The 18,770-nt window shown below is 61.5% G+C and carries 18 protein-coding genes, 1 tRNA gene and 1 riboswitch; of the genes, 7 read left to right on the top strand and 12 right to left on the bottom strand.

What is annotated here, in order from left to right; genetic code table 11:
- Positions 1-3: 3 nt before the first annotated feature.
- The 3 genes from ACQRBV_RS17090 to uvrB all read right to left on the bottom strand — a co-directional run bounded on the left by ACQRBV_RS17090 (position 4) and on the right by uvrB (position 3,918).
- Positions 4-79: transfer RNA gene (locus ACQRBV_RS17090), tRNA-Ala, on the bottom strand.
- Positions 80-226: 147 nt separating this feature from the next.
- Positions 227-1,708 carry a glutamate--tRNA ligase gene (gltX, locus tag ACQRBV_RS17085; protein ID WP_090369783.1) on the bottom strand — a complete coding sequence of 494 codons (1,482 nt, stop codon included), beginning with the start codon at positions 1,706-1,708 and terminating at the stop codon, positions 227-229.
- Positions 1,709-1,902: 194 nt separating this feature from the next.
- Positions 1,903-3,918, bottom strand: a complete 2,016-nt coding sequence (gene uvrB, locus ACQRBV_RS17080; RefSeq protein ID WP_060755799.1) for an excinuclease ABC subunit UvrB — start codon at positions 3,916-3,918, stop codon at positions 1,903-1,905.
- A 344-nt stretch (positions 3,919-4,262) separates the two neighbouring features.
- On the opposite strand from uvrB, the gene ACQRBV_RS17075 reads away from it, so the two are divergent.
- Together ACQRBV_RS17075 and ACQRBV_RS17070 are read left to right on the top strand one after the other, a co-directional pair.
- On the top strand, positions 4,263-5,459 hold the full coding sequence (locus tag ACQRBV_RS17075) for an amino acid aminotransferase (protein WP_104994335.1): 1,197 nt from the start codon (positions 4,263-4,265) through the stop codon (positions 5,457-5,459).
- 101 nt (positions 5,460-5,560) lie between these two features.
- On the top strand, positions 5,561-5,773 hold the full coding sequence (locus ACQRBV_RS17070) for a hypothetical protein (protein ID WP_060755801.1): 213 nt from the start codon (positions 5,561-5,563) through the stop codon (positions 5,771-5,773).
- Between the two features lie 26 nt (positions 5,774-5,799).
- Here ACQRBV_RS17070 and ptrR read toward each other — a convergent pair whose 3' ends face one another.
- The gene (ptrR, locus tag ACQRBV_RS17065) at positions 5,800-6,672 is read right to left on the bottom strand and encodes a putrescine utilization regulator PtrR (RefSeq protein ID WP_090369782.1); all 873 of its coding nucleotides are present in this window, start codon (positions 6,670-6,672) and stop codon (positions 5,800-5,802) included.
- A gap of 103 nt (positions 6,673-6,775) precedes the next feature.
- On the opposite strand from ptrR, the gene ACQRBV_RS17060 reads away from it, so the two are divergent.
- A complete protein-coding gene (locus ACQRBV_RS17060; protein ID WP_411984987.1) occupies positions 6,776-8,158 on the top strand; it encodes an aldehyde dehydrogenase family protein in 1,383 nt (460 codons plus the stop codon).
- A 79-nt stretch (positions 8,159-8,237) separates the two neighbouring features.
- Here ACQRBV_RS17060 and ACQRBV_RS17055 read toward each other — a convergent pair whose 3' ends face one another.
- On the bottom strand, positions 8,238-8,543 hold the full coding sequence (locus ACQRBV_RS17055; RefSeq protein WP_060755803.1) for a protealysin inhibitor emfourin: 306 nt from the start codon (positions 8,541-8,543) through the stop codon (positions 8,238-8,240).
- A 14-nt stretch (positions 8,544-8,557) separates the two neighbouring features.
- Positions 8,558-9,619: a M4 family metallopeptidase gene (locus ACQRBV_RS17050; protein ID WP_060755804.1), complete on the bottom strand. Its 1,062-nt coding sequence runs from the start codon at positions 9,617-9,619 to the stop codon at positions 8,558-8,560.
- A 130-nt stretch (positions 9,620-9,749) separates the two neighbouring features.
- On the opposite strand from ACQRBV_RS17050, the gene ACQRBV_RS17045 reads away from it, so the two are divergent.
- From ACQRBV_RS17045 to ACQRBV_RS17030, 4 genes are all read left to right on the top strand, one after another.
- Positions 9,750-10,694: a DNA/RNA non-specific endonuclease gene (locus ACQRBV_RS17045; protein WP_060755805.1), complete on the top strand. Its 945-nt coding sequence runs from the start codon at positions 9,750-9,752 to the stop codon at positions 10,692-10,694.
- A gap of 36 nt (positions 10,695-10,730) precedes the next feature.
- Positions 10,731-10,925: riboswitch (cobalamin riboswitch) on the top strand.
- Between the two features lie 118 nt (positions 10,926-11,043).
- The gene (locus ACQRBV_RS17040; RefSeq protein WP_411984986.1) at positions 11,044-12,054 is read left to right on the top strand and encodes an ABC transporter substrate-binding protein; all 1,011 of its coding nucleotides are present in this window, start codon (positions 11,044-11,046) and stop codon (positions 12,052-12,054) included.
- Entirely contained in the window at positions 12,051-13,055 is a 1,005-nt protein-coding gene (locus tag ACQRBV_RS17035) for a FecCD family ABC transporter permease (RefSeq protein ID WP_411984985.1), read from the top strand. The genes ACQRBV_RS17040 and ACQRBV_RS17035 overlap by 4 nt, the downstream gene beginning before the upstream one ends.
- On the top strand, positions 13,052-13,816 hold the full coding sequence (locus tag ACQRBV_RS17030; RefSeq protein ID WP_411984984.1) for an ABC transporter ATP-binding protein: 765 nt from the start codon (positions 13,052-13,054) through the stop codon (positions 13,814-13,816). Before ACQRBV_RS17035 ends, ACQRBV_RS17030 begins: the two co-directional genes overlap by 4 nt.
- On the opposite strand, the gene ACQRBV_RS17025 is transcribed toward ACQRBV_RS17030, so the two are convergent.
- The 6 genes from ACQRBV_RS17025 to ACQRBV_RS17000 all read right to left on the bottom strand — a co-directional run bounded on the left by ACQRBV_RS17025 (position 13,762) and on the right by ACQRBV_RS17000 (position 18,753).
- Positions 13,762-14,733 (bottom strand): alpha/beta hydrolase, encoded by a 972-nt coding sequence (locus tag ACQRBV_RS17025; RefSeq protein WP_411984983.1) that lies wholly within the window; start codon positions 14,731-14,733, stop codon positions 13,762-13,764. The genes ACQRBV_RS17030 and ACQRBV_RS17025 overlap by 55 nt on opposite strands.
- On the bottom strand, positions 14,733-15,173 hold the full coding sequence (gene tspO, locus ACQRBV_RS17020) for a tryptophan-rich sensory protein TspO (protein ID WP_060755810.1): 441 nt from the start codon (positions 15,171-15,173) through the stop codon (positions 14,733-14,735). Before tspO ends, ACQRBV_RS17025 begins: the two co-directional genes overlap by 1 nt.
- A 72-nt stretch (positions 15,174-15,245) precedes the next feature.
- A complete protein-coding gene (locus ACQRBV_RS17015; protein WP_161550025.1) occupies positions 15,246-15,809 on the bottom strand; it encodes a nucleotidyltransferase family protein in 564 nt (187 codons plus the stop codon).
- Between the two features lie 55 nt (positions 15,810-15,864).
- On the bottom strand, positions 15,865-17,223 hold the full coding sequence (chrA, locus tag ACQRBV_RS17010; protein ID WP_411984982.1) for a chromate efflux transporter: 1,359 nt from the start codon (positions 17,221-17,223) through the stop codon (positions 15,865-15,867).
- 82 nt (positions 17,224-17,305) lie between these two features.
- The gene (locus ACQRBV_RS17005; RefSeq protein WP_411984981.1) at positions 17,306-18,040 is read right to left on the bottom strand and encodes a BPL-N domain-containing protein; all 735 of its coding nucleotides are present in this window, start codon (positions 18,038-18,040) and stop codon (positions 17,306-17,308) included.
- An 86-nt stretch (positions 18,041-18,126) separates the two neighbouring features.
- Entirely contained in the window at positions 18,127-18,753 is a 627-nt protein-coding gene (locus ACQRBV_RS17000; protein WP_161549951.1) for a glutathione S-transferase family protein, read from the bottom strand.
- Between the last annotated feature and the right edge of the window lie 17 nt (positions 18,754-18,770).

The following is an 18,770-nucleotide window of genomic DNA, read 5'->3' as shown; positions in this document are numbered from 1 at the left end:
AATTGGTGGAGCTAAACGGGATCGAACCGTTGACCTCTTGCATGCCATGCAAGCGCTCTCCCAGCTGAGCTATAGCCCCTCATCGGTGAGGACGGGGCGAATCTTAATGGCGGTTTGGAAGTGTGTCAAATTTATTTTCAACAATTTCCAAAATTTTTTGCCGGGATAACAACCACTTACCGGCGAAACCCCGGAAAACCTGGGTTTCGCCGTTACCACAGCCTGCTTAAGCAATCGCGCCCAACAGCTTTTCCCACTCTTTGTTTTCTTTCTTCGACACACCACCAAGCAAATCAAGGGCTTGGCGCAGACGGAAACGCGTGAGGTCCGGGCCGAGGATTTCCATCGCATCGAGCACCGACACCGAACTGGCCTGCCCGGTGATCGCGGCAAACATCAGCGGCATGGCATCACGCAATTTCAGTTCAAGGGATTCAACCACCGCCTGGATCGTTGCGGTAATCGCCTCTTTCTCCCACTGACGCAGGCTTTCGAGCTTCCACAGGATCAGCTGCATCAACTGGCGAACCTGATCGCCCGAGAGTTTCTTGGACTCGAACAGCTTGGCATCCGGGTTCACGCCACCGGCAAAGAAGAAGCTGGCCAACGGTGCGACCTGGCTGAACGTCTCCACCCTGCCCTGCACCAACGGTGCGATCTTCATCATGTACTCGGGGTTCAACGCCCATTGCTGCACACGACTGGCGAACTCTTCCACCGGCAGATCACGCAACCACTGGCCATTGAGCCACGACAGTTTCTCGATATCGAAGATCGGCCCACCCAGCGACACCCGGGACAGGTCGAAGTTGTCGACCATTTCCTGCAGCGAGAACTTCTCACGCTCGTCCGGCATCGACCAGCCCATGCGGCCCAGGTAGTTGAGCATCGCCTCCGGCATGAAGCCCATACGCTCATAGAAGGTCACCGAGGTCGGGTTCTTGCGCTTGGACAACTTGCTCTTGTCCGGGTTACGCAGCAGCGGCATGTAGCACAACTGCGGCTGCTCCCAGCCGAAGTACTCATAGAGCAGGATCAGCTTCGGCGCCGACGGCAGCCATTCTTCACCACGCAGCACATGGGTGATGCCCATCAGGTGGTCGTCGACCACGTTGGCCAGGAAGTACGTCGGCAGGCCGTCGGTCTTCATCAGCACCTGCATGTCCATGCGGTCCCACGGGATCTCGACGTCACCGCGCAGCATGTCCGGCACTACGCACACGCCTTCGCTCGGCACTTTCATGCGGATAACGTGCGGCTCGCCAGCGGCCAGGCGCCGAGCCACTTCTTCTTTCGACAACAACAGCGCACGACCGTCGTAGCGCGGGGTTTCGCCGCGTGCCATTTGCTCGGCACGCATCTGGTCCAGTTCCTCTGCGGTGCAGAAGCAGGGGAACGCGTGCCCCATGTCGACCAATTGCTGGGTGTATTGCTTGTAGATGTCGCTACGCTCGCTCTGGCGATACGGACCGTGCGGGCCGCCGACGTCCGGGCCTTCCGCCCAGGTAATGCCCAGCCAGCGCAGGGCATCGAAAATCTGCTGTTCCGACTCGCGGGTAGAACGCAGTTGGTCGGTGTCTTCGATCCGCAGGATGAATTCACCACCGTGCTGCTTGGCAAAGCAGTAGTTGAACAAGGCGATGTAAGCAGTGCCGACGTGGGGATCCCCAGTAGGCGATGGCGCAATGCGCGTGCGGACGGTGGTCATGGCAGGTCTCGAATGGGCGATAAAACTGAAAATTCAAACAAGGGGCGAATGGTAACAGCCTGGGTGATTTCTGGAAAACCGAGGGGATGCCATCGGGGGCAAGCCCCCTCCCACCTTGACCGCATTCTCATGTTGGAAATCGGCCGGAGTGGGAGGGGGCTTGCCCCCGATGAGGCCGGTGGGTTCAGCGCAAATCAGACAGCGAGCAGCCGCTCACGCAACTTGCCAATCTCATCGCGAGTCTGCGCCGCCGCCTCAAACTCCAGATCCCGCGCCAATTGGTACATCTTCTCTTCCAACTGCCGAATACGCTTGGTGATCTCACTCGGCGAACGCAGTTCGTTTTCGTACTTGGCGCTTTCCTCGGCCGCCTTGGCCATCCCCTTGCGTTTCTTGCTGCGCGAGCCGGGCACAGTGGCGCCTTCCATGATATCGGCGACGTCCTTGAACACGCCCTTGGGCGTAATGCCATTGGCGAGGTTGAAGGCAATCTGCTTGTCGCGACGCCGCTCGGTCTCGCCAATCGCCCGCTCCATGGAGCCCGTCATGCGGTCGGCGTAGAGAATCGCACGCCCATTGAGGTTACGCGCAGCTCGGCCAATGGTCTGGATCAACGAGCGCTCCGAACGCAGGAAGCCCTCCTTGTCCGCATCCAGGATCGCCACCAGTGACACTTCCGGCATATCCAGGCCTTCACGCAACAGGTTGATGCCCACCAGCACATCAAAGGTGCCCAGGCGCAGGTCGCGGATGATTTCCACGCGCTCCACGGTGTCGATGTCCGAGTGCAGGTAGCGCACGCGCACGCCGTGGTCGGCCAGGTAGTCGGTGAGGTCTTCGGCCATGCGCTTGGTCAGCGTGGTCACCAGCACCCGCTCCTCCACCGCCACGCGCTTGTTGATTTCCGACAGCAGGTCGTCCACCTGGGTCAACGCCGGGCGGATTTCTACCTGCGGGTCGACCAGGCCCGTCGGCCTGACCACCTGTTCGATCACGCGTCCGGCATGCTCGGCTTCGTAGTTGCCCGGCGTTGCGGAGACGAAAATGGTCTGCGGGCTGATGGCTTCCCATTCATCAAAGCGCATCGGCCGGTTATCCAGCGCCGAAGGCAGGCGGAAGCCGTATTCCACCAGCGTTTCTTTACGCGAACGGTCGCCCTTATACATGGCGCCGACCTGCGGCACGCTGACGTGGGACTCGTCGATCACCAGCAAAGCGTCGGGCGGCAGATAATCGTAGAGGGTCGGCGGCGGCGCACCGGCTTCGCGGCCCGACAAGTAGCGCGAGTAGTTTTCGATACCGTTGCAGTAACCCAGCTCCAGGATCATCTCCAGGTCGAAGCGGGTGCGCTGCTCCAGGCGCTGGGCCTCTACCAGCTTGTTATTGGCGCGCAAGTATTCCAGGCGTTCAGCCAGCTCGACCTTGATCCCCTCAATGGCGCCCATCAGGGTTTCACGGGGCGTCACGTAGTGGCTTTTCGGATAGAAGGTAAAGCGCGGCAACTTGCGGATCACCTCGCCGGTCAACGGGTCGAAAGCCGACAGGCTCTCGACTTCATCGTCAAACAGCTCGATGCGGATCGCTTCCAGGTCGGATTCGGCCGGGTAGATGTCGATCACGTCGCCACGCACGCGGAATGTGGCGCGGGCAAAGTCCATGTCGTTACGGGTGTACTGCAAGCTGGCTAGGCGGCGCAGCAGTTCGCGCTGGTCGAGTTTGTCGCCGCGGTCGACGTGCAGCACCATCTTCAAATAGGTTTCCGGGCTGCCCAGGCCATAGATGCACGACACCGTGGTGACGATGATCGCGTCCTTGCGCTCGAGCAACGCCTTGGTCGCCGACAGCCGCATCTGTTCGATGTGGTCGTTGATCGACGCATCCTTTTCGATAAAGGTGTCGGACGACGGTACGTAGGCCTCGGGCTGGTAGTAGTCGTAGTAGGAAACGAAGTACTCCACCGCATTGTTCGGGAAGAATGCCTTGAACTCGCCGTACAACTGCGCGGCCAGGGTCTTGTTCGGTGCCAGCACCAAGGTCGGGCGATTGATCTGGGCGATGACGTTGGCGATGCTGAAGGTCTTGCCCGAACCGGTTACCCCGAGCAGCGTCTGGTGCGCCAGGCCGGCCTCGATACCCTCGACCATCTGGCGAATGGCTTCCGGCTGATCGCCGGCGGGTTCAAAGCGGGTGACGAGTTGGAAATCCGACATAACGTACCTCGTGAAGTCACCCCCAGACTGTAAACCCGTCGAGGACGAAATAGACCACCCTCCGCGAAGATTCAGCGCGGGGAGTAGGAAAAGATCATGATAGCCATAGAACTGGTGGCGAATGTGACGGGTTTCAAGGCAATCGTCCTACTTGCCTTTCGGAATCAATGTTGCAATAAGACTAACGGTCAGCAAATAAACCGAAAAACTTGGCCGAAAAGCCGTTTCGGTTGTCGCCTCAAGCGGTGATGGCCTCTATACTAGCTCCCCGTTTGTGCACCGCTCTAGTGCCTTCGGCCGGAGCGCGACACGTCCCTCCTTTCCCCCATAGAGCTGCCGCAAAAATGAGCCTGTTCTCCGCTGTCGAAATGGCACCACGCGATCCTATCCTGGGCCTCAACGAAGCATTCAACGCCGATACACGTACCACCAAGGTCAACCTTGGCGTAGGCGTTTACTGCAACGAGGAGGGGAAGATTCCACTCTTGCGTGCCGTTGCCGAAGCGGAAGCCATTCGCGTGGCGCAACACGCTGCCCGTGGCTACTTGCCGATCGACGGCATCGCCGCCTATGACAAGGCCGTACAAACCTTGCTGTTCGGCGCCGAGTCGCCACTGCTGAGCGCCGGCCGCGTCGTCACCGTCCAGGCCGTGGGCGGCACCGGCGCCCTGAAGATTGGCGCCGACTTCCTCAAGCAACTGCTGCCCAACGCCGTCGTCGCCATCAGCGACCCGAGCTGGGAAAACCACCGCGCGCTGTTCGAAACCGCCGGCTTCCCGGTGCAGAACTACCGCTACTACGACGCCGCCACCCACGATGTGAACCGTGCCGGCCTGCTGGAAGACCTCAACGCCCTGCCGCCACAGTCCATCGTCGTGCTGCACGCCTGCTGCCACAACCCGACCGGCGTCGACCTGAGCCCGGCCGACTGGCAGAACGTGCTGGACGTGGTCAAGGCCAGGAACCTGGTGCCGTTCCTCGACATGGCCTACCAGGGCTTTGGCGACGGCATCCACGAAGACGCCGCAGCGGTGCGCTTGTTTGCTGAATCGGGCCTGACCTTCTTTGTGTCCAGCTCGTTCTCCAAGTCGTTCTCCCTGTACGGCGAACGTGTCGGCGCGTTGTCCATCGTCGGCGAATCCAAAGAAGAAAGCGCGCGCATCCTGTCCCAGGTCAAGCGCGTGATCCGTACCAACTATTCCAACCCGCCAACCCACGGCGCGGCAATCGTGGCAGCCGTGTTGAACAACCCTGAGCTGCGCGCCCAGTGGGAAGCCGAATTGGCCGAAATGCGCCTGCGCATCCGTGGCATGCGTGAGCAGATGGTCGCCGACCTGGCCAAAGCGGCTCCAGGCCATGACTTCAGCTTCGTCGGCCGCCAGCGTGGGATGTTCTCCTACTCGGGCCTGACCGTTGAACAAGTCACCCGCCTGCGCAGCGAGTTTGGTATCTACGCGCTGGATACCGGGCGTATCTGTGTGGCGGCGTTGAACCAATCGAACATTAATGCCGTCACAAAGGCAATCGTTCAGGTGCTGTAAACCTGTAGCCATTGCACGCGAAGGGGGAAGCCGATGGCTTCCCCTTTTTCGTCTGCAGCTCCTAGACTGAACCCCAACTGCCCCTTCGCTGTGAGAGCCTCATGAGAAACGATGACCTGGACCTGCGCGCCGACCGCGATGAACTGGACGACGACTACACCCCGCGCGCACCACGCGCCAAGCGCCAGAAGAGCCTCGTGCTGCAAGTTGCGCTGGGGGTGTTTCTCGGTGGGTTGGCCCTGTGGCTGGTGCAACTGGGCGCCACGGCGCTGATGGCAAAGCTGGCCATGGGCACCTTGCAGTTCGGCGGCTGATTAAATCGTGTGGATCTCACATTGATCTACGAAATTTCCAGCCCACGCTCTTCCAGAAGTCTTACGAAGCTGTTCAAACTCTGCGACACCGTGCCCCGCCGCCAGATCAACCAGGTGTGCAAAATGCGGAAATTGTCCGCCAACGGCCACACACTCACGGCGGCAAATCCCGGCATGCTTTCCAGCATGCTGCGCGGCATCAATGCCAGGCCGGCCCCGGCGCTGACGCAGGCGAGCATGCCGTGGTAAGACTCGATCTCGAAGATCTTGCCTGGCACCGCACCATCCTGGGAAAACCAGCGCTCCAAGTGATGCCGGTAAGAGCAGTTCGAGCGAAACGTATAGATGCTCTCCCCGTTCACGTCCTGCCCCCGGTTGATCGGCGCATGATGCAACGGCGCAATCACCACCATCTCCTCCTCGAATACCGGCACGCCTTCCAGCGTGGCATGCAGCACCGGCCCATCGACAAATGCCGCGGTCAGCCGACCTGACAGCACCCCCTCGATCATCGTGCCCGACGGCCCCGTGCTCAGGTCCAGCTCGACCTTGGTGTACTGCTGGTTATACGCCGCCAGCAACGTTGGGATACGCACCGCGGCTGTACTTTCCAGGGAGCCAAGGGCAAACGTGCCCTGGGGTTCCTCTCCCGCTACCGTCGCCCGGGCCTCCTGGACCAAGTCGAGAATGCGCCGCGCATAGCCGAGGAAATTCCAGCCGGCCGGTGACAGGCGCAGACGGCTCTTCTCGCGGATAAACAACTCGACACCCAAGTCCTGCTCCAGTTGCTTGATGCGCGTGGTCAGGTTCGACGGCACGCGATGAATCAACTGTGCGGCGGCGCTGATGCTGCCCTGCTCGGCAACCGCCTTGAAGATTTCCAACTGCACCAGGTCCAAATCATTCTCCAAACGTGAACGTATTACTTAATATTATTCAGTTTCAAGAAAACATACAGCCCCGTACGCTGACCCCATTCCACTCATTCAGCAGGACGGTGCCATGAACCCGACGACCCACGCCCTCTCGATCAACCCGGCCAATGGCGAAACGGTCGGCAGCTATCCCTACGAAACCGAGCAGCAACTGGACGCAGCCCTCCAGCGCGCCACCCATGCCTTTCGTACCTGGCGCCGCCAGCCGTTCAGCCAGCGTGCCGAGTTGCTGCTGGCCCTGGCCGCCACCCTGCGCGAACAGGCCGAAACCATGGCGCAGATGATTACTCTGGAAATGGGCAAACCTATCGCCCAGGCCCGCGCTGAAATCGAAAAATGCGCCCAGCTCAGCGAATGGTATGCCGCCCACGGCCCGGCCATGCTCGCCCCGGAACCGACCCTCGTGGACAACGGCAGCGCCCGGATCGAATATCGCCCACTGGGGCCGATCTTCGCCGTGATGCCGTGGAATTTCCCGGTGTGGCAAGTACTGCGCGGCGCCGTGCCGACCTTGCTGGCCGGTAACACCTACGTGCTCAAACATGCGCCGAACGTCATGGGCAGCGCCTACCTGATCCAGCAAGCGCTGCAGAAAGCCGGCTTCGCCGACGGGCTTTTTGAAGTGGTCAACGTGACGAACAAGGGCGTTTCCAAGGCGATTGCCGACCCGCGCATCGCCGCCGTCACCCTCACCGGCAGCGTGCGTGCAGGTATTGCCATTGGCTCCCAGGCGGGTGCCGCGCTGAAAAAATGCGTGCTGGAACTGGGCGGCTCCGATCCGTTCATCGTACTCAACGACGCCGACCTCGACGCCGCCGTGCAGGCTGCCGTGATTGGCCGTTTCCAGAACAGCGGCCAAGTCTGCGCCGCCGCCAAGCGCCTGATCATCGAAGCAGGCGTCGTGGAGGCTTTCACCGCCAAATTCCTCGAAGCCAGCCGCAAACTGGTAATGGGCGACCCGACCTCGTCCCAGACCTACATCGGCCCGATGGCACGCTTTGACCTGCGCGACGAGTTGCACGGTCAAGTGCAGGCCACATTGGAAGAAGGTGCGACCCTGCTGCTGGGCGGCAACAAAGTCGCAGGTGCCGGCAACTACTACGAGCCGACCGTTTTGGCGAATGTCACCGACCAGATGACCTCATTCAGGCAGGAGCTGTTCGGCCCTGTGGCCTCGATCATCACCGCCCGTGACGCCGAGCACGCGGTGGCCCTGGCCAACGACAGTGAATTCGGCCTGACTGCGAGCCTCTTCACCACCGATGCGGCAAAGGCCCGTGATATCGCCAACCAACTGGAAACCGGCGGCATCTTCGTCAACGCATTCAGCGTGTCTGACCCGCGAGTGGCGTTTGGTGGCGTGAAGAAAAGTGGTTTCGGGCGCGAGTTGTCGCACTTCGGCGTGCGGGAATTCTGCAATGCGCAGACCGTGTGGCTGGATCGCAAGTAAACCCGGCCAGTCCCCTTACGACACCTTACCTGTGGCGAGGGAGCGCTCCCGTGGGGCTGCGCAGCAGCCCTCAACAGCCTCAGCCACGCACATGCCGGCGCACGCACTGCACCAACCCATCCAGCGCCTGGGACTTCACCGGCGCCAGCACACAGACCGTGTGTTCGCGCTGGCCCTCGGTCACGGTCAGGGTGTAGTGCACCTGGCCCGGGTTACCGGGCGCGGGCGGGTTGTTTGGCGGCAACTCAAAGAAGTCTGAAGCCTTGATCAGTTGCCGCAATTCCTGCTGGTCTTGCTCAGGCAGTGTATCCAGCTCCACCGTACGCGGCTTGGCCAGGCCCGGGAAAAACCCCGGCCCGCCGTTTTCCTTGATTGAGATGTGCATGGCTGCTCCTCACGTCAAACAGCAATACCGACCGCTTGCCAACCGTCCTTGACCGCCTTCTGTTCGTCCTTGTTCACGCCGTACAGGCGCCCCGCAACATCGTAAGTAATACGCGCAAAGCGCACAAACCCCGAATTAGGCCGCAGCCGCGCATCACGCAGCGCGTCATACCAGATGCGCCCTGCGCGCTCCCAGGCAAACCCACCCAACCTGGTCGCCACCTGGTAGAACGCATGGTTGGGAATACCGGAATTGATATGCACCCCACCATTGTCCTCGTAGGTCTGGACAAAATCATCCATGTGCCCCGGTTGCGGGTCCTTACCCAACAACTTGTCGTCAAAGGCGGTGCCGGGCGCTTTCATCGAGCGCAGTGCAGTGCCTTTGATCTTTTTGGTAAACAACCCTTTGCCGATCAACCAATCGGCATCTTCAGCCTTTTGTTTCAAGGCATATTGCTTGATCAGTGAGCCGAACACGTCCGACAACGACTCGTTCAACGCCCCGGACTGATTGAAATACATCAGCTTGGCCTCATCCTCCGTGACGCCATGGGCCAACTCATGGCCAATCACATCGAGGGCCACGGTGAAGCGGTTGAACAACTCGCCGTCCCCATCCCCGAACACCATCTGGGTCGAGTTCCAGAACGCGTTGTTGTAGTTCTGGCCAAAATGCACGGTCGCGTCCAACGCCATGCCCGCGTCGTCGATGGAGTTGCGGTCGAAGACCTGTTCAAAAAAATCGAAGGTGGCGCCCAGGCCATCATAGGCTTCGTCCACCGCCGCATCGCCACTCACGGGCTGCCCTTCGCCACGGATCAGTTTTCCTGGCAGGCTGTCGCTGCCCTCGGCGCTGTAGATCGAGCGCTGTTTCTCGGCGCCCATGGCCAAGGCCAGCCGGGCCGGCCCCTTGGCGGGCACCGCGACCATGCGCAGCGAGCGGAACGTGCTGTCCTTGGCGCGGGTACGCAACGCGACGTCCCGCTGCGCCTTGTCGCCGTTGCGCGCGATCTGGTCGAGCATATAGGGCGGGATCAGGCAAAAAACCGGGTTACGCAAAGGGTGATCACACATGAACTGGCTCCTTGTTGGCATGGGGTGAACGTCCGGGTAACCGTTTCAGGATAGCCCCCAGGGGTTAACGCGTGTCATCAATTGTCATTAACCTATGTTGCAGTCGTGTTTATCCAAGGAGGACTTACCGATGCCCGCACGTAAAGCCAAGATTGACCTGTCGTACCGCCCACGGCTCGCTGACCTGCGCCCGTTGATCACTGCGAGCCCCACGCTGCTGGAGGCACGGGCCGCGACGCCCCGCGTCACCTCGGCCAACGACCTGAAGGACCGGCACGGCTACGCAGAGGACTTCCTCGGCAGTTTCGTGGTGCCCTGGCCCACGGCTGAAGGGGCTTTGGCGGATGATGTACAGGTCTTGAAGGGGGGTGGTGAGCGCCTGGACTACACGCACTTCTCGATCACCATGTCGCGCTCGAAACGGCTCGCGCTGTATGTCGGCGTCAACATCGACGGCAACCAGCACGTGGAGATTATTCGCAGCAACGACAGCTGGGCCTATGACGGTCGCTTGCCTATCGAAGCACAGGTAGGCGACGCGCTCTATGCCAACAATGGCCTGGATCGCGGCCATCTGGTCCGCCGCCAAGATCCCAATTGGGGTGACGTGGCGCAGACCGCCAACCTCGACACCTTCCACTTCACCAACTGCTCGCCGCAGATGAGCGGGTTCAACCAGAAAACCTGGCTGGAACTCGAAGATTACATTCTGGACAACACGCAACGCTGGAAAGCCAGGGCCACGGTATTTACCGGCCCGGTGTACGCCGACGATGACCGCGTGTACCGCGGCGTGCAAATCCCCAAGGCCTTCTGGAAAGTGGTCGCCTACCTCAACGACGACGGCAAACCGTCCGCCAGCGCCTACATGATCGACCAAACCCGCGAACTGGGGCAGCTCGACCTGGTGTTCGGCCAGCTCAGGACCTACCAGCGCAGCGTGATCCAGATAGAACGCCTGACCGGCATCCGCTTCGCCAACCTGGCCGACTACGACGGTTTCAGCAACGAAGAACGCGCCACCGGCACGCGTATCGAAGCGCTGATCCAGGGCCCTGAGGACATTCGTCTGTGAGCAGGCCCACCTTGGGCTATTTCACCTCGCTCTAATCAACTACCATACCGCGCCGGTTCCCAAACGGGACTAATAGGGAATCCGAAGCGCGGTCCACCCGCGTCAATCGGAACTGCCCCCGCAACTGTAGGTGCTGAGCCTGCTCCTGGATGCCACTGGACCTTGTCCGGGAAGGCCGGAGCCTGGCGACGACGCATCAGTCAGGAGACCTGCCGGCCCAAGCTCGATCACTAACCGGCGGGGTGTCCGGGAAGGACATCCTTGCCCTGCCCCATCGGCAGCGTTAATGGCTGTATTTCCACGACCGTACCTCCCCAGCTACTTGTACGGTTTAAACGGAGATTGCCCCATGCTGCCACGCTTTAGCGCACTGCTCACCAGTCTTGGCTTCTGTGCCCTGGCCCAAGCCGCCCCCACCCAGTACCCACTGACCGTGGAAAACTGTGGCAACCCCGTCACCTTTCAACAGGCCCCCGCGCGCAGTGTGACCATCGGCCAGGCCGCCACCGAAATGCTCTACACCTTGGGTGTGGCGGATAAAGTGGTCGGCACCTCGCTGTGGTTCAACGATGTGCTGCCCCGGTTCAAGGTGCAGAACGACAAGGTCGAGCGCCTGGCCAACAACGAGCCGAGTTTCGAAGCCGTGATCGCCAAGCGCCCGCAACTGGTGGCCGCCGAGCTGGAATGGGTGGTCGGCCCGCAAGGTGTGGTCGGCACCCGCGAGCAATTTGCTGAACTGAAGATTCCCACCTACGTACTGCCCTCCGATTGCGAAGGCAAGGACAACCTGGTGGGTGCCGACGGGACGCGGCTGGAGCCTTTCCGTATCGACACCGTGTATAAAAGCATTCGCCAACTGGCCGAGATCTTCGACGTGCAGGCGCGCGGCCAACAGGTGAACGATGAGCTCAAGGCACGCCTGGCAAAATCCGTTGCCACCGCGCAAAGCAAAGGGCTCAAACAGGCCAGTGCATTGGTCTGGTTCTCCAGCGCCGAAATGGCCAGCGACCCCTACGTGGCCGGGCATAAGGGCGTTCCGCAATTCATGCTGGACACCCTGGGCCTGACCAACGTGGTGCAGTCCGATGAAGAGTGGCCTGCCGTCGGCTGGGAAACCCTGGCCAAGGCCAACCCGACCTTCCTGGTGATCGCCCGCATGGACCGCCGCCGCTACCCGGCCGACGACCATGAAAAGAAACTCGCGTTTCTGCGCACCGACCCGGTGACCCGCAACATGGACGCGGTGAAAAACAACCGCATCATTATTATTGACGCCCTGGCCCTACAGGCCAGCCTGCGCACGTTCGATGGCCTGGAACAACTGGCCGGTGCCATCGACGGCTACGACCTGCCGAAATGATCCGTCCCTTGCTCGCCCTCATCCTGCTACTGCTCGCGATCCTCGCGGGCGTGGCCATTGGTGAAACCGCCATCGAACCGCAGGTGGTGTTGCAGGTACTCGCCAACAAACTGTGGGCGGCCGGCTACGCACTGGACCCGATCGATGAAGGCGTGGTGTGGAACTACCGTCTGACCCGCATCCTGGTCGCCGCCGCCTGCGGTGCGGGGCTGGCGACGTGCGGGGTGATCTTGCAGTCATTGCTGCGTAACCCGCTGGCCGACCCGTACCTGCTGGGCATCAGCGCCGGCGCCTCGACCGGTGCAGTCCTGGTGGCGCTGATCGGCGTCGGCGGCGGCTTGATTTCGCTGTCGGCCGGCGCCTTTGTCGGCGCCATGGCGGCGTTTGCCCTGGTGATTCTGCTGGCGCGCGCCAGCGGTTCGGCCAGCGGTACCGGGCAGATCATCCTCGCCGGCATTGCCGGTTCACAGCTGTTCAATGCCCTCACCGCCTTCCTGATCACCAAGTCGGCCAGCTCCGAACAGGCCCGGGGCATCCTGTTCTGGCTGCTGGGCAACCTCAGCGGCGTACGCTGGCCCTCGGTAGGGCTGGCGGTGCCGGTGGCGGTCCTGGGCCTGGCGGTGTGCCTGTGGCATCGCCGTGCGCTGGATGCGTTTACCTTCGGCACCGACTCGGCGGCATCCCTCGGCATCCCGGTACGGCGTGTGCAGTTCCTGTTGGTGGGCTGTGCGGCACTGGTGACGGCGGTGATGGTGTCGATTGTCGGCTCCATCGGTTTTGTGGGGCTGGTGATTCCCCATGCGGTGCGCCTGCTGCTCGGCACCGGGCATTCGCGCCTGCTGCCGGCCAGTGCGCTGGGAGGCGCACTGTTTCTGATCGCCGCCGATGTGCTGTCGCGGACCTTGATCAAGGGCCAGGTGATTCCGGTCGGCGTGGTCACCGCGCTGGTCGGCGCGCCTGTGTTTGCGCTGATCCTGATCGGTCGGAGGAACGCGCGATGAGTGTGCTGAGCTGCAACGGCCTGGGCTTCAAGGTGCGTGATGCCGAGTTGCTGCGCGATATCCATCTGGATGTTCAACTGGGCGAAACCCTGGGCATCGTCGGGCCGAACGGTTCCGGCAAATCCACCTTGCTCAAACTGCTTGCGGGTTTGCGCACGCCGGCCAGCGGCGAAGTACGCTTGGGCGGCCAACGCCTGAATGAACTGTCACGCCGTGCCATCGCCCAACAGCTGGCGGTGGTGGAGCAACAGGCCGACACCGACGACGCGATCCGCGTGTTCGACGCTGTGGCCCTGGGCCGTACGCCGTGGCTGTCGGCGTTGAGCCCGTGGTCCAGCGAAGACCACGCCATCGTCAACCAAGCCTTGCATGACGTCGACGCCACGCACCTCAGCCAGCGTGCCTGGCGCAGCCTCTCGGGCGGTGAACGCCAGCGCGTGCACATCGCCCGCGCCCTGGCGCAACGGCCGCAGATCCTGTTGCTGGACGAGCCCACCAACCACCTGGATATCCAGCATCAACTGGCGATCCTCAAAGGCGTGCAGGCGCTGCCCGTGACCACCTTGATTGCATTGCATGATCTTAATCAGGCACTGACCTGTGATCGCCTGGCCGTGCTGGATCACGGCCGATTGGTGGCGTTGGGCAAACCGCTGCAAGTGCTGACGCCGCAACGGTTACAGCAGACCTTCGGGGTGCAGGCGCATTACCTGACAGACCCGTTCGATGGCGCGCAGATACTGCGGTTGCGCCCCAGTTGATAGCCCATTCGGTTGGCTATCCATTGGCGAGCGTAGCCGAGCACGTCCCGCGCCATATCCACGGGAAAATGGATAAACCCATGCGCCGCCTCCGGCAGCAGATACGCCTCAGCGCCAGGCCATCGCTCGGCGATCAATAAGGTGTCATCTTTAAGCGGGTCCAACTCGCCGACAAACATCAACGCCGGCGGCAACCCTGCGAAATCGCCATATAACGGCGACCATCGCGGCTGGCGGCGCTCATCATCAGTCAACCCCGGCGTCAGCATACGCAGCGCTGCAACCATCCCCGGCCCGTCCAGCAACAAGGTCTGCGGCCCCGCCGTGCGCACGCTCGGCGTACCGGTCAAATCATAAACGCCGTAATACAACACCGCCCCGCTGACCCGCGGAAGCAAGTGCGGCCACTGCTTGAGCGCCAGTAACGTCGCTGCCGCCAGGTGCCCACCCGCCGACTCACCGACGACGATCACCGGCAAGCCGGCGAACTCCGCGCAGTCCTCCAACAACCAACGGGCAGCCGCCAGGCAGTCGTCCAGCAGGCCCTCGAGCGGCGTGTCCAGCGCCAGCCGATAGTCCACCGACACCACTGCCACGTCGCAGGCGTTGACCATGCCCAGGTTGAGGTCGTCATCCATCTGCGCATTGCCGATGACCCAGCCGCCGCCGTGGATATCCAGCACCACGCCCTTGGGTTGGCCGCGTGGGCGCAGGATACGCACGGGCACCGTCCCGATGAGCCGGGTTTCAGCCTCGGGGGCCTGCTTGAGCTTTTGACTGACCCGCAACAACGCCTGGATCAAACGCGGCGTCACGCGATTGCGGATTTTAAAGCGTGGCATCCAGGCGAGTTTCTGGTTGAAGCGACGCATCTGGGCCAGTTCAGGCTCACTGGCGGACCAGGGTTTAGGCGCCATCAGCGGTTATTGCGCAGGATCGAGAAGTTCAGCGCCGCCGCCACACACAGCCACGCCAGGTAAGGGAACAGCATCAGGCCGGTGATCAGGTCCAGGCGCACCGCCAACACCACCATCGCCGCCACGGTCACCCACAGCACCGCGATAATCAGCATCCCGGCGAGGATCCGATGGGCACCGAAGAACACCGGCGTCCACAGCGTATTCAAGGCAATCTGCGCTGCCCACAAGGCCAGGACGATTTGGCTGCCGGGAATCAGGCTGAGACGATAACCGGCCCAGGCCAGCAGCAGGTAGATAAGGGTCCACGCGACCGGAAACAGCCAATTGGGCGGCGTGAAGCTGGGTTTGACCAGGGATTCGTACCAGGCGCCGGGCTTGAAAAGTAGGCCGGTACTGGCAGCGGCGATGCAGGCGAGCAGGAAGATGAAAAAAGTCATGGTCGGTCCTTGGCTGGGCATTTCAGGCTTGGACGTACCGCACTCGGGTAAAAGTTCACTGGCGTACCCAAGCTAAGCAGGCGCCACAATCCTCAACCAAGGCCAACGCGCCTGGTAACTCCTGGCCTTCTGCGCAAACAATGCCGGCTCCGGATGCCGCGGGTTGATACGCAGCACCCCCTGCGCCACATCCTCCAACCCGTACGGCGCATACACCTCGCCCGTCGCAATCTCCAGGCCGATGCATGTGCCCGCCACCAGGTAACGATCAATCCCCTGCCTGGCCGTGTGCAACTGCGGATAAGGCCGACCGAACCGCTGAGCGTACCAAAGGTGCACCCGCGCCTGATTCTTCACCTCAACGTTGACGCCCAGGTCCTGGAACAGCACTTCGGCCGAACGGATCACCGCATCCTCGGCCTCGTAGGACAAGTCCGTATCGAAATAAAAAACGTCGTAGTCCTTGACGCCCTTGTCAGCAGGCAGCTTCGCCTGATGATTCCACACCGCCTGGAACAGACAGCCCGCCGTGAGGAAACACTGGTCCACCCCGAGGTCAGGCAGGCGCGCGGTGATTTCGGCGTTGATAGGGTTGGCCATGGCCAGGTCGAGCAGGGTTTTGACGGTCAATGTCATGGTCATCCCTTTCAATCGTTTTCCAGCGGCCAACTGTACAACAGGGCCACGACTCTTAGCGCAACAGATGCACAGCCAAACCGACCAGCGCGCAAGCGATCAACACCTGAATCACTCCGCGCTTGAAATAAAACAGGGCGACCGCCGCCATCAGTGCGATCAACGCGGAAGGCCAATCAAGGCTAGCGCTGAAACCCTTTGGCCACAGCACGTGATACCCGAAGAAGCACGCCAGGTTCAGGATCACGCCAACCACGGCAGCGGTAATGGCGGTCAATGGTGCGGTGAACCTGAGTTCGTTGTGGGTCGACTCCACCAGCGGGCCACCGGCAAGAATGAACAGAAATGAGGGCAGAAAGGTGAACCATGTCACCAGAGACGCGGCGACAGCCCCAGCCAGAAACATTTGATCGGCGCCAAACACCTGCGAGACGTAGGCGCCGACGAAGCCGACGAAGGCCACCACCATGATCAGCGGCCCGGGCGTGGTTTCCCCTAGCGCCAGCCCGTCAATCATCTGTGTCGGGGTCAGCCAGCCATAGTGCCCCACCGCTCCTTGGTAGACATAAGGGAGCACCGCGTAGGCACCGCCAAACGTTAACAGCGCAGCCTTGGTAAAGAACCAGCCCATCTGGGTCAACGTGCCCTGCCAGCCAAACGACAGGATCAAAACAGCCATTGGCAATGCCCACAGTGCAACGCCAAGCAGAGCGAGCGATGCCAATTTCAACCAACTGAACCGGGCATGCTCTGGGGACGGGGTGTCGTCATCGATCAAGGCCGGGCCAAACGTTCTCTTGGCGGCACTATGCCCCCCTGTTCTGAATTTCTCGGGTGCCAGGCGTCCCCCGACATAACCGATCAATGCCGCCCCCAGGACAATCAACGGGAATGGGACATTGAACGCGAAAATTGCGCTGAATGAAGCGGCCGCTATCGCCCATAGCCAATGGTTCTTCAGCGCTCGCGAGCCGATCCTGTGGGCTGCCTGCACAACGATGGCGGTCACGGCAGGCTTGATGCCATAAAACAGGCCCGCTACCACCGGCACTTCGCCGAACGCAACATACAGCCATGACAAAGCGATCAGGATGACCAGCGAAGGCAGCACGAACAGCCCACCCGCGACCACCCCGCCCCAGGTTCGATGCATCAGCCAGCCGATGTAGGTCGCCAACTGCTGAGCCTCCGGCCCAGGTAGCAACATGCAATAGTTGAGCGCATGCAGGAACCTGCGCTCGGATATCCAACGGCGCCGCTCGACCAATTCCTGATGCATGATCGAGATCTGCCCCGCAGGCCCGCCGAAGCTGATGAAGCCCAACTTCAACCAGAACCAGAAAGACTCCCGCAAACTGACCGCCTGCGGCCTCGACAACGCTTCTTCACCCACGGGTCCCGATACCTTGCTCATTGCGCTGTTCCTCATTCACGAACCCGATGAGTTGCATAATTCGGGGGCGGTGCAATCGTTCGGCCCCGCGATGACAAGCGCTTCAAAAGTTGCGAATCAACGCCCCAAACAGATCGCCACGCGGCATTTTGCTCAATGGGATGTCGGCATTCTCGAACCATTCGCGACCGGCCTCGGGATGCGGGCCGCTCAGCACGACCACACCCTTTTCATAGGTATAGCGCGCCGCCGCGACGTCGCCGTTGCGGTAGGTCGCGATGGTTTTGTAGGGCGCGGCCGGGTCGGCTGCGGGAATGTAAGGGCCGTCCTGGAAGAACACATGGTCAGGCTTGCCTTCCCACATGACCTGCACGGCTGCGTCGGCGATGCCGGGCACTTCAAAACCGGGGCGACCGGCTTCGCCGTCGAGGTCCTGGGGGATCAGGCCGAGGTTACCGTCATCCGCCAGATAGGCGCCCATGCACAACCCCAGGTAGCGCCCGCCACCGGCGACATAACCGCGAATCGCCTCGGCGCGCGCATCACCCAGGCTGCGCAGGGCACCAGGAATGTCCTGGCCGCCACCGGGCTGCACGTAGAGGTCATAGCGCGCCAGGGTTTGTGGCGTGATGTCGATGGCCTCCTGCGCGCCCACATAATCGATCTGATACTCGGGATTGAGGCGGCGCAAGGCATTCGCCACGTTCTCGGAACAGTCATCGCAGCCCGCCGGGCCGCGGTAGATGGCGACGTGCTTGATGGGCGTGGCGGCCTCGGCCGGCGACGGCAGCAAAAGCGCGAATGCAATTAACGTGACGGCGACAGCTCGTAAGTTCATGACCGAAGGCTCCTGTACGGACAACGCAAAGCCTATAGCGATTGCGCCCTTCAATCCGTTAACAGTTGTAAACGCCGTGAAGCCCCTTACTTGGCAAACGCATACTCCCCACCCTGCTCCACCGCCTTGCGATACGCCGGCCGCGCCTGGAATTTTTTCACCCACGCCGCCAGGTTCGGGTAAGCCTGCAACTTGCCCTGGGCCTTGGCGATTTCGCCGATGAAACTCATCTGGATATCCGCGCCACTCAGCTCATCGCCCAGCAGGTAGGCTTTATCCGCCAGCACGTCGTTCAGGTACCCCAGGTAATTGGCCACTTCCGATTCGATCCTCGGGTGCAACGGCGCGCCAGCGTCACCAAGGCGGCCGACGTAGAGGTTGAGCATCAGCGGCAGCATCGCCGAGCCTTCGGCGAAGTGCAGCCATTGCACGTATTGGTCATAGGTGGCCGTAGCGGGATCGGGTTGCAGGCGGCCCTGGCCATAATGGCGGATCAGGTAGTCGATAATGGCAGCGGATTCGATCAGCACTTGGCCACCGTCTTCGATCACCGGGGATTTGCCCAACGGGTGGATGGCCTTGAGCTCGGGCGGCGCGAGGTTGGTCTTGGGGTCGCGCTGGTAGCGCTTGATCTCGTAAGGCAGGCCGAGTTCTTCGAGCAGCCAGAGGATGCGTTGCGAGCGCGAGTTGTTGAGGTGGTGAACGGTGATCATGGTAGCTCCGCTAAGCG

This window comes from Pseudomonas sp. R11F, from assembly GCF_050312575.1.
In the GTDB taxonomy this organism is placed as follows: Bacteria; Pseudomonadota; Gammaproteobacteria; order Pseudomonadales; family Pseudomonadaceae; genus Aquipseudomonas; species Aquipseudomonas palleroniana.
Note: the sequence above shows the minus strand (reverse complement) of the source record. Positions and strands in the feature narration are given on the sequence as shown.

Bases quoted from the DNA above. Each gene is read 5' to 3' on its own strand.
- ACQRBV_RS17000 (WP_161549951.1), bottom strand. From the start codon at position 18,753: ATGATCACCGTTCACCACCTCAACAACTCGCGCTCGCAACGCATCCTC.
- ACQRBV_RS17030 (WP_411984984.1), top strand. From the start codon at position 13,052: ATGAGTGTGCTGAGCTGCAACGGCCTGGGCTTCAAGGTGCGTGATGCC.
- ACQRBV_RS17015 (WP_161550025.1), bottom strand. From the start codon at position 15,809: ATGACATTGACCGTCAAAACCCTGCTCGACCTGGCCATGGCCAACCCT.
- ACQRBV_RS17060 (WP_411984987.1), top strand. From the start codon at position 6,776: ATGAACCCGACGACCCACGCCCTCTCGATCAACCCGGCCAATGGCGAA.
- ACQRBV_RS17040 (WP_411984986.1), top strand. From the start codon at position 11,044: ATGCTGCCACGCTTTAGCGCACTGCTCACCAGTCTTGGCTTCTGTGCC.
- tspO (WP_060755810.1), bottom strand. From the start codon at position 15,173: ATGACTTTTTTCATCTTCCTGCTCGCCTGCATCGCCGCTGCCAGTACC.
- ACQRBV_RS17070 (WP_060755801.1), top strand. From the start codon at position 5,561: ATGAGAAACGATGACCTGGACCTGCGCGCCGACCGCGATGAACTGGAC.
- ACQRBV_RS17035 (WP_411984985.1), top strand. From the start codon at position 12,051: ATGATCCGTCCCTTGCTCGCCCTCATCCTGCTACTGCTCGCGATCCTC.
- ACQRBV_RS17055 (WP_060755803.1), bottom strand. From the start codon at position 8,543: ATGCACATCTCAATCAAGGAAAACGGCGGGCCGGGGTTTTTCCCGGGC.
- ACQRBV_RS17050 (WP_060755804.1), bottom strand. From the start codon at position 9,619: ATGTGTGATCACCCTTTGCGTAACCCGGTTTTTTGCCTGATCCCGCCC.
- ACQRBV_RS17075 (WP_104994335.1), top strand. From the start codon at position 4,263: ATGAGCCTGTTCTCCGCTGTCGAAATGGCACCACGCGATCCTATCCTG.
- ACQRBV_RS17045 (WP_060755805.1), top strand. From the start codon at position 9,750: ATGCCCGCACGTAAAGCCAAGATTGACCTGTCGTACCGCCCACGGCTC.
- ACQRBV_RS17005 (WP_411984981.1), bottom strand. From the start codon at position 18,040: ATGAACTTACGAGCTGTCGCCGTCACGTTAATTGCATTCGCGCTTTTG.
- uvrB (WP_060755799.1), bottom strand. From the start codon at position 3,918: ATGTCGGATTTCCAACTCGTCACCCGCTTTGAACCCGCCGGCGATCAG.
- gltX (WP_090369783.1), bottom strand. From the start codon at position 1,708: ATGACCACCGTCCGCACGCGCATTGCGCCATCGCCTACTGGGGATCCC.
- chrA (WP_411984982.1), bottom strand. From the start codon at position 17,223: ATGAGCAAGGTATCGGGACCCGTGGGTGAAGAAGCGTTGTCGAGGCCG.
- ACQRBV_RS17025 (WP_411984983.1), bottom strand. From the start codon at position 14,733: ATGGCGCCTAAACCCTGGTCCGCCAGTGAGCCTGAACTGGCCCAGATG.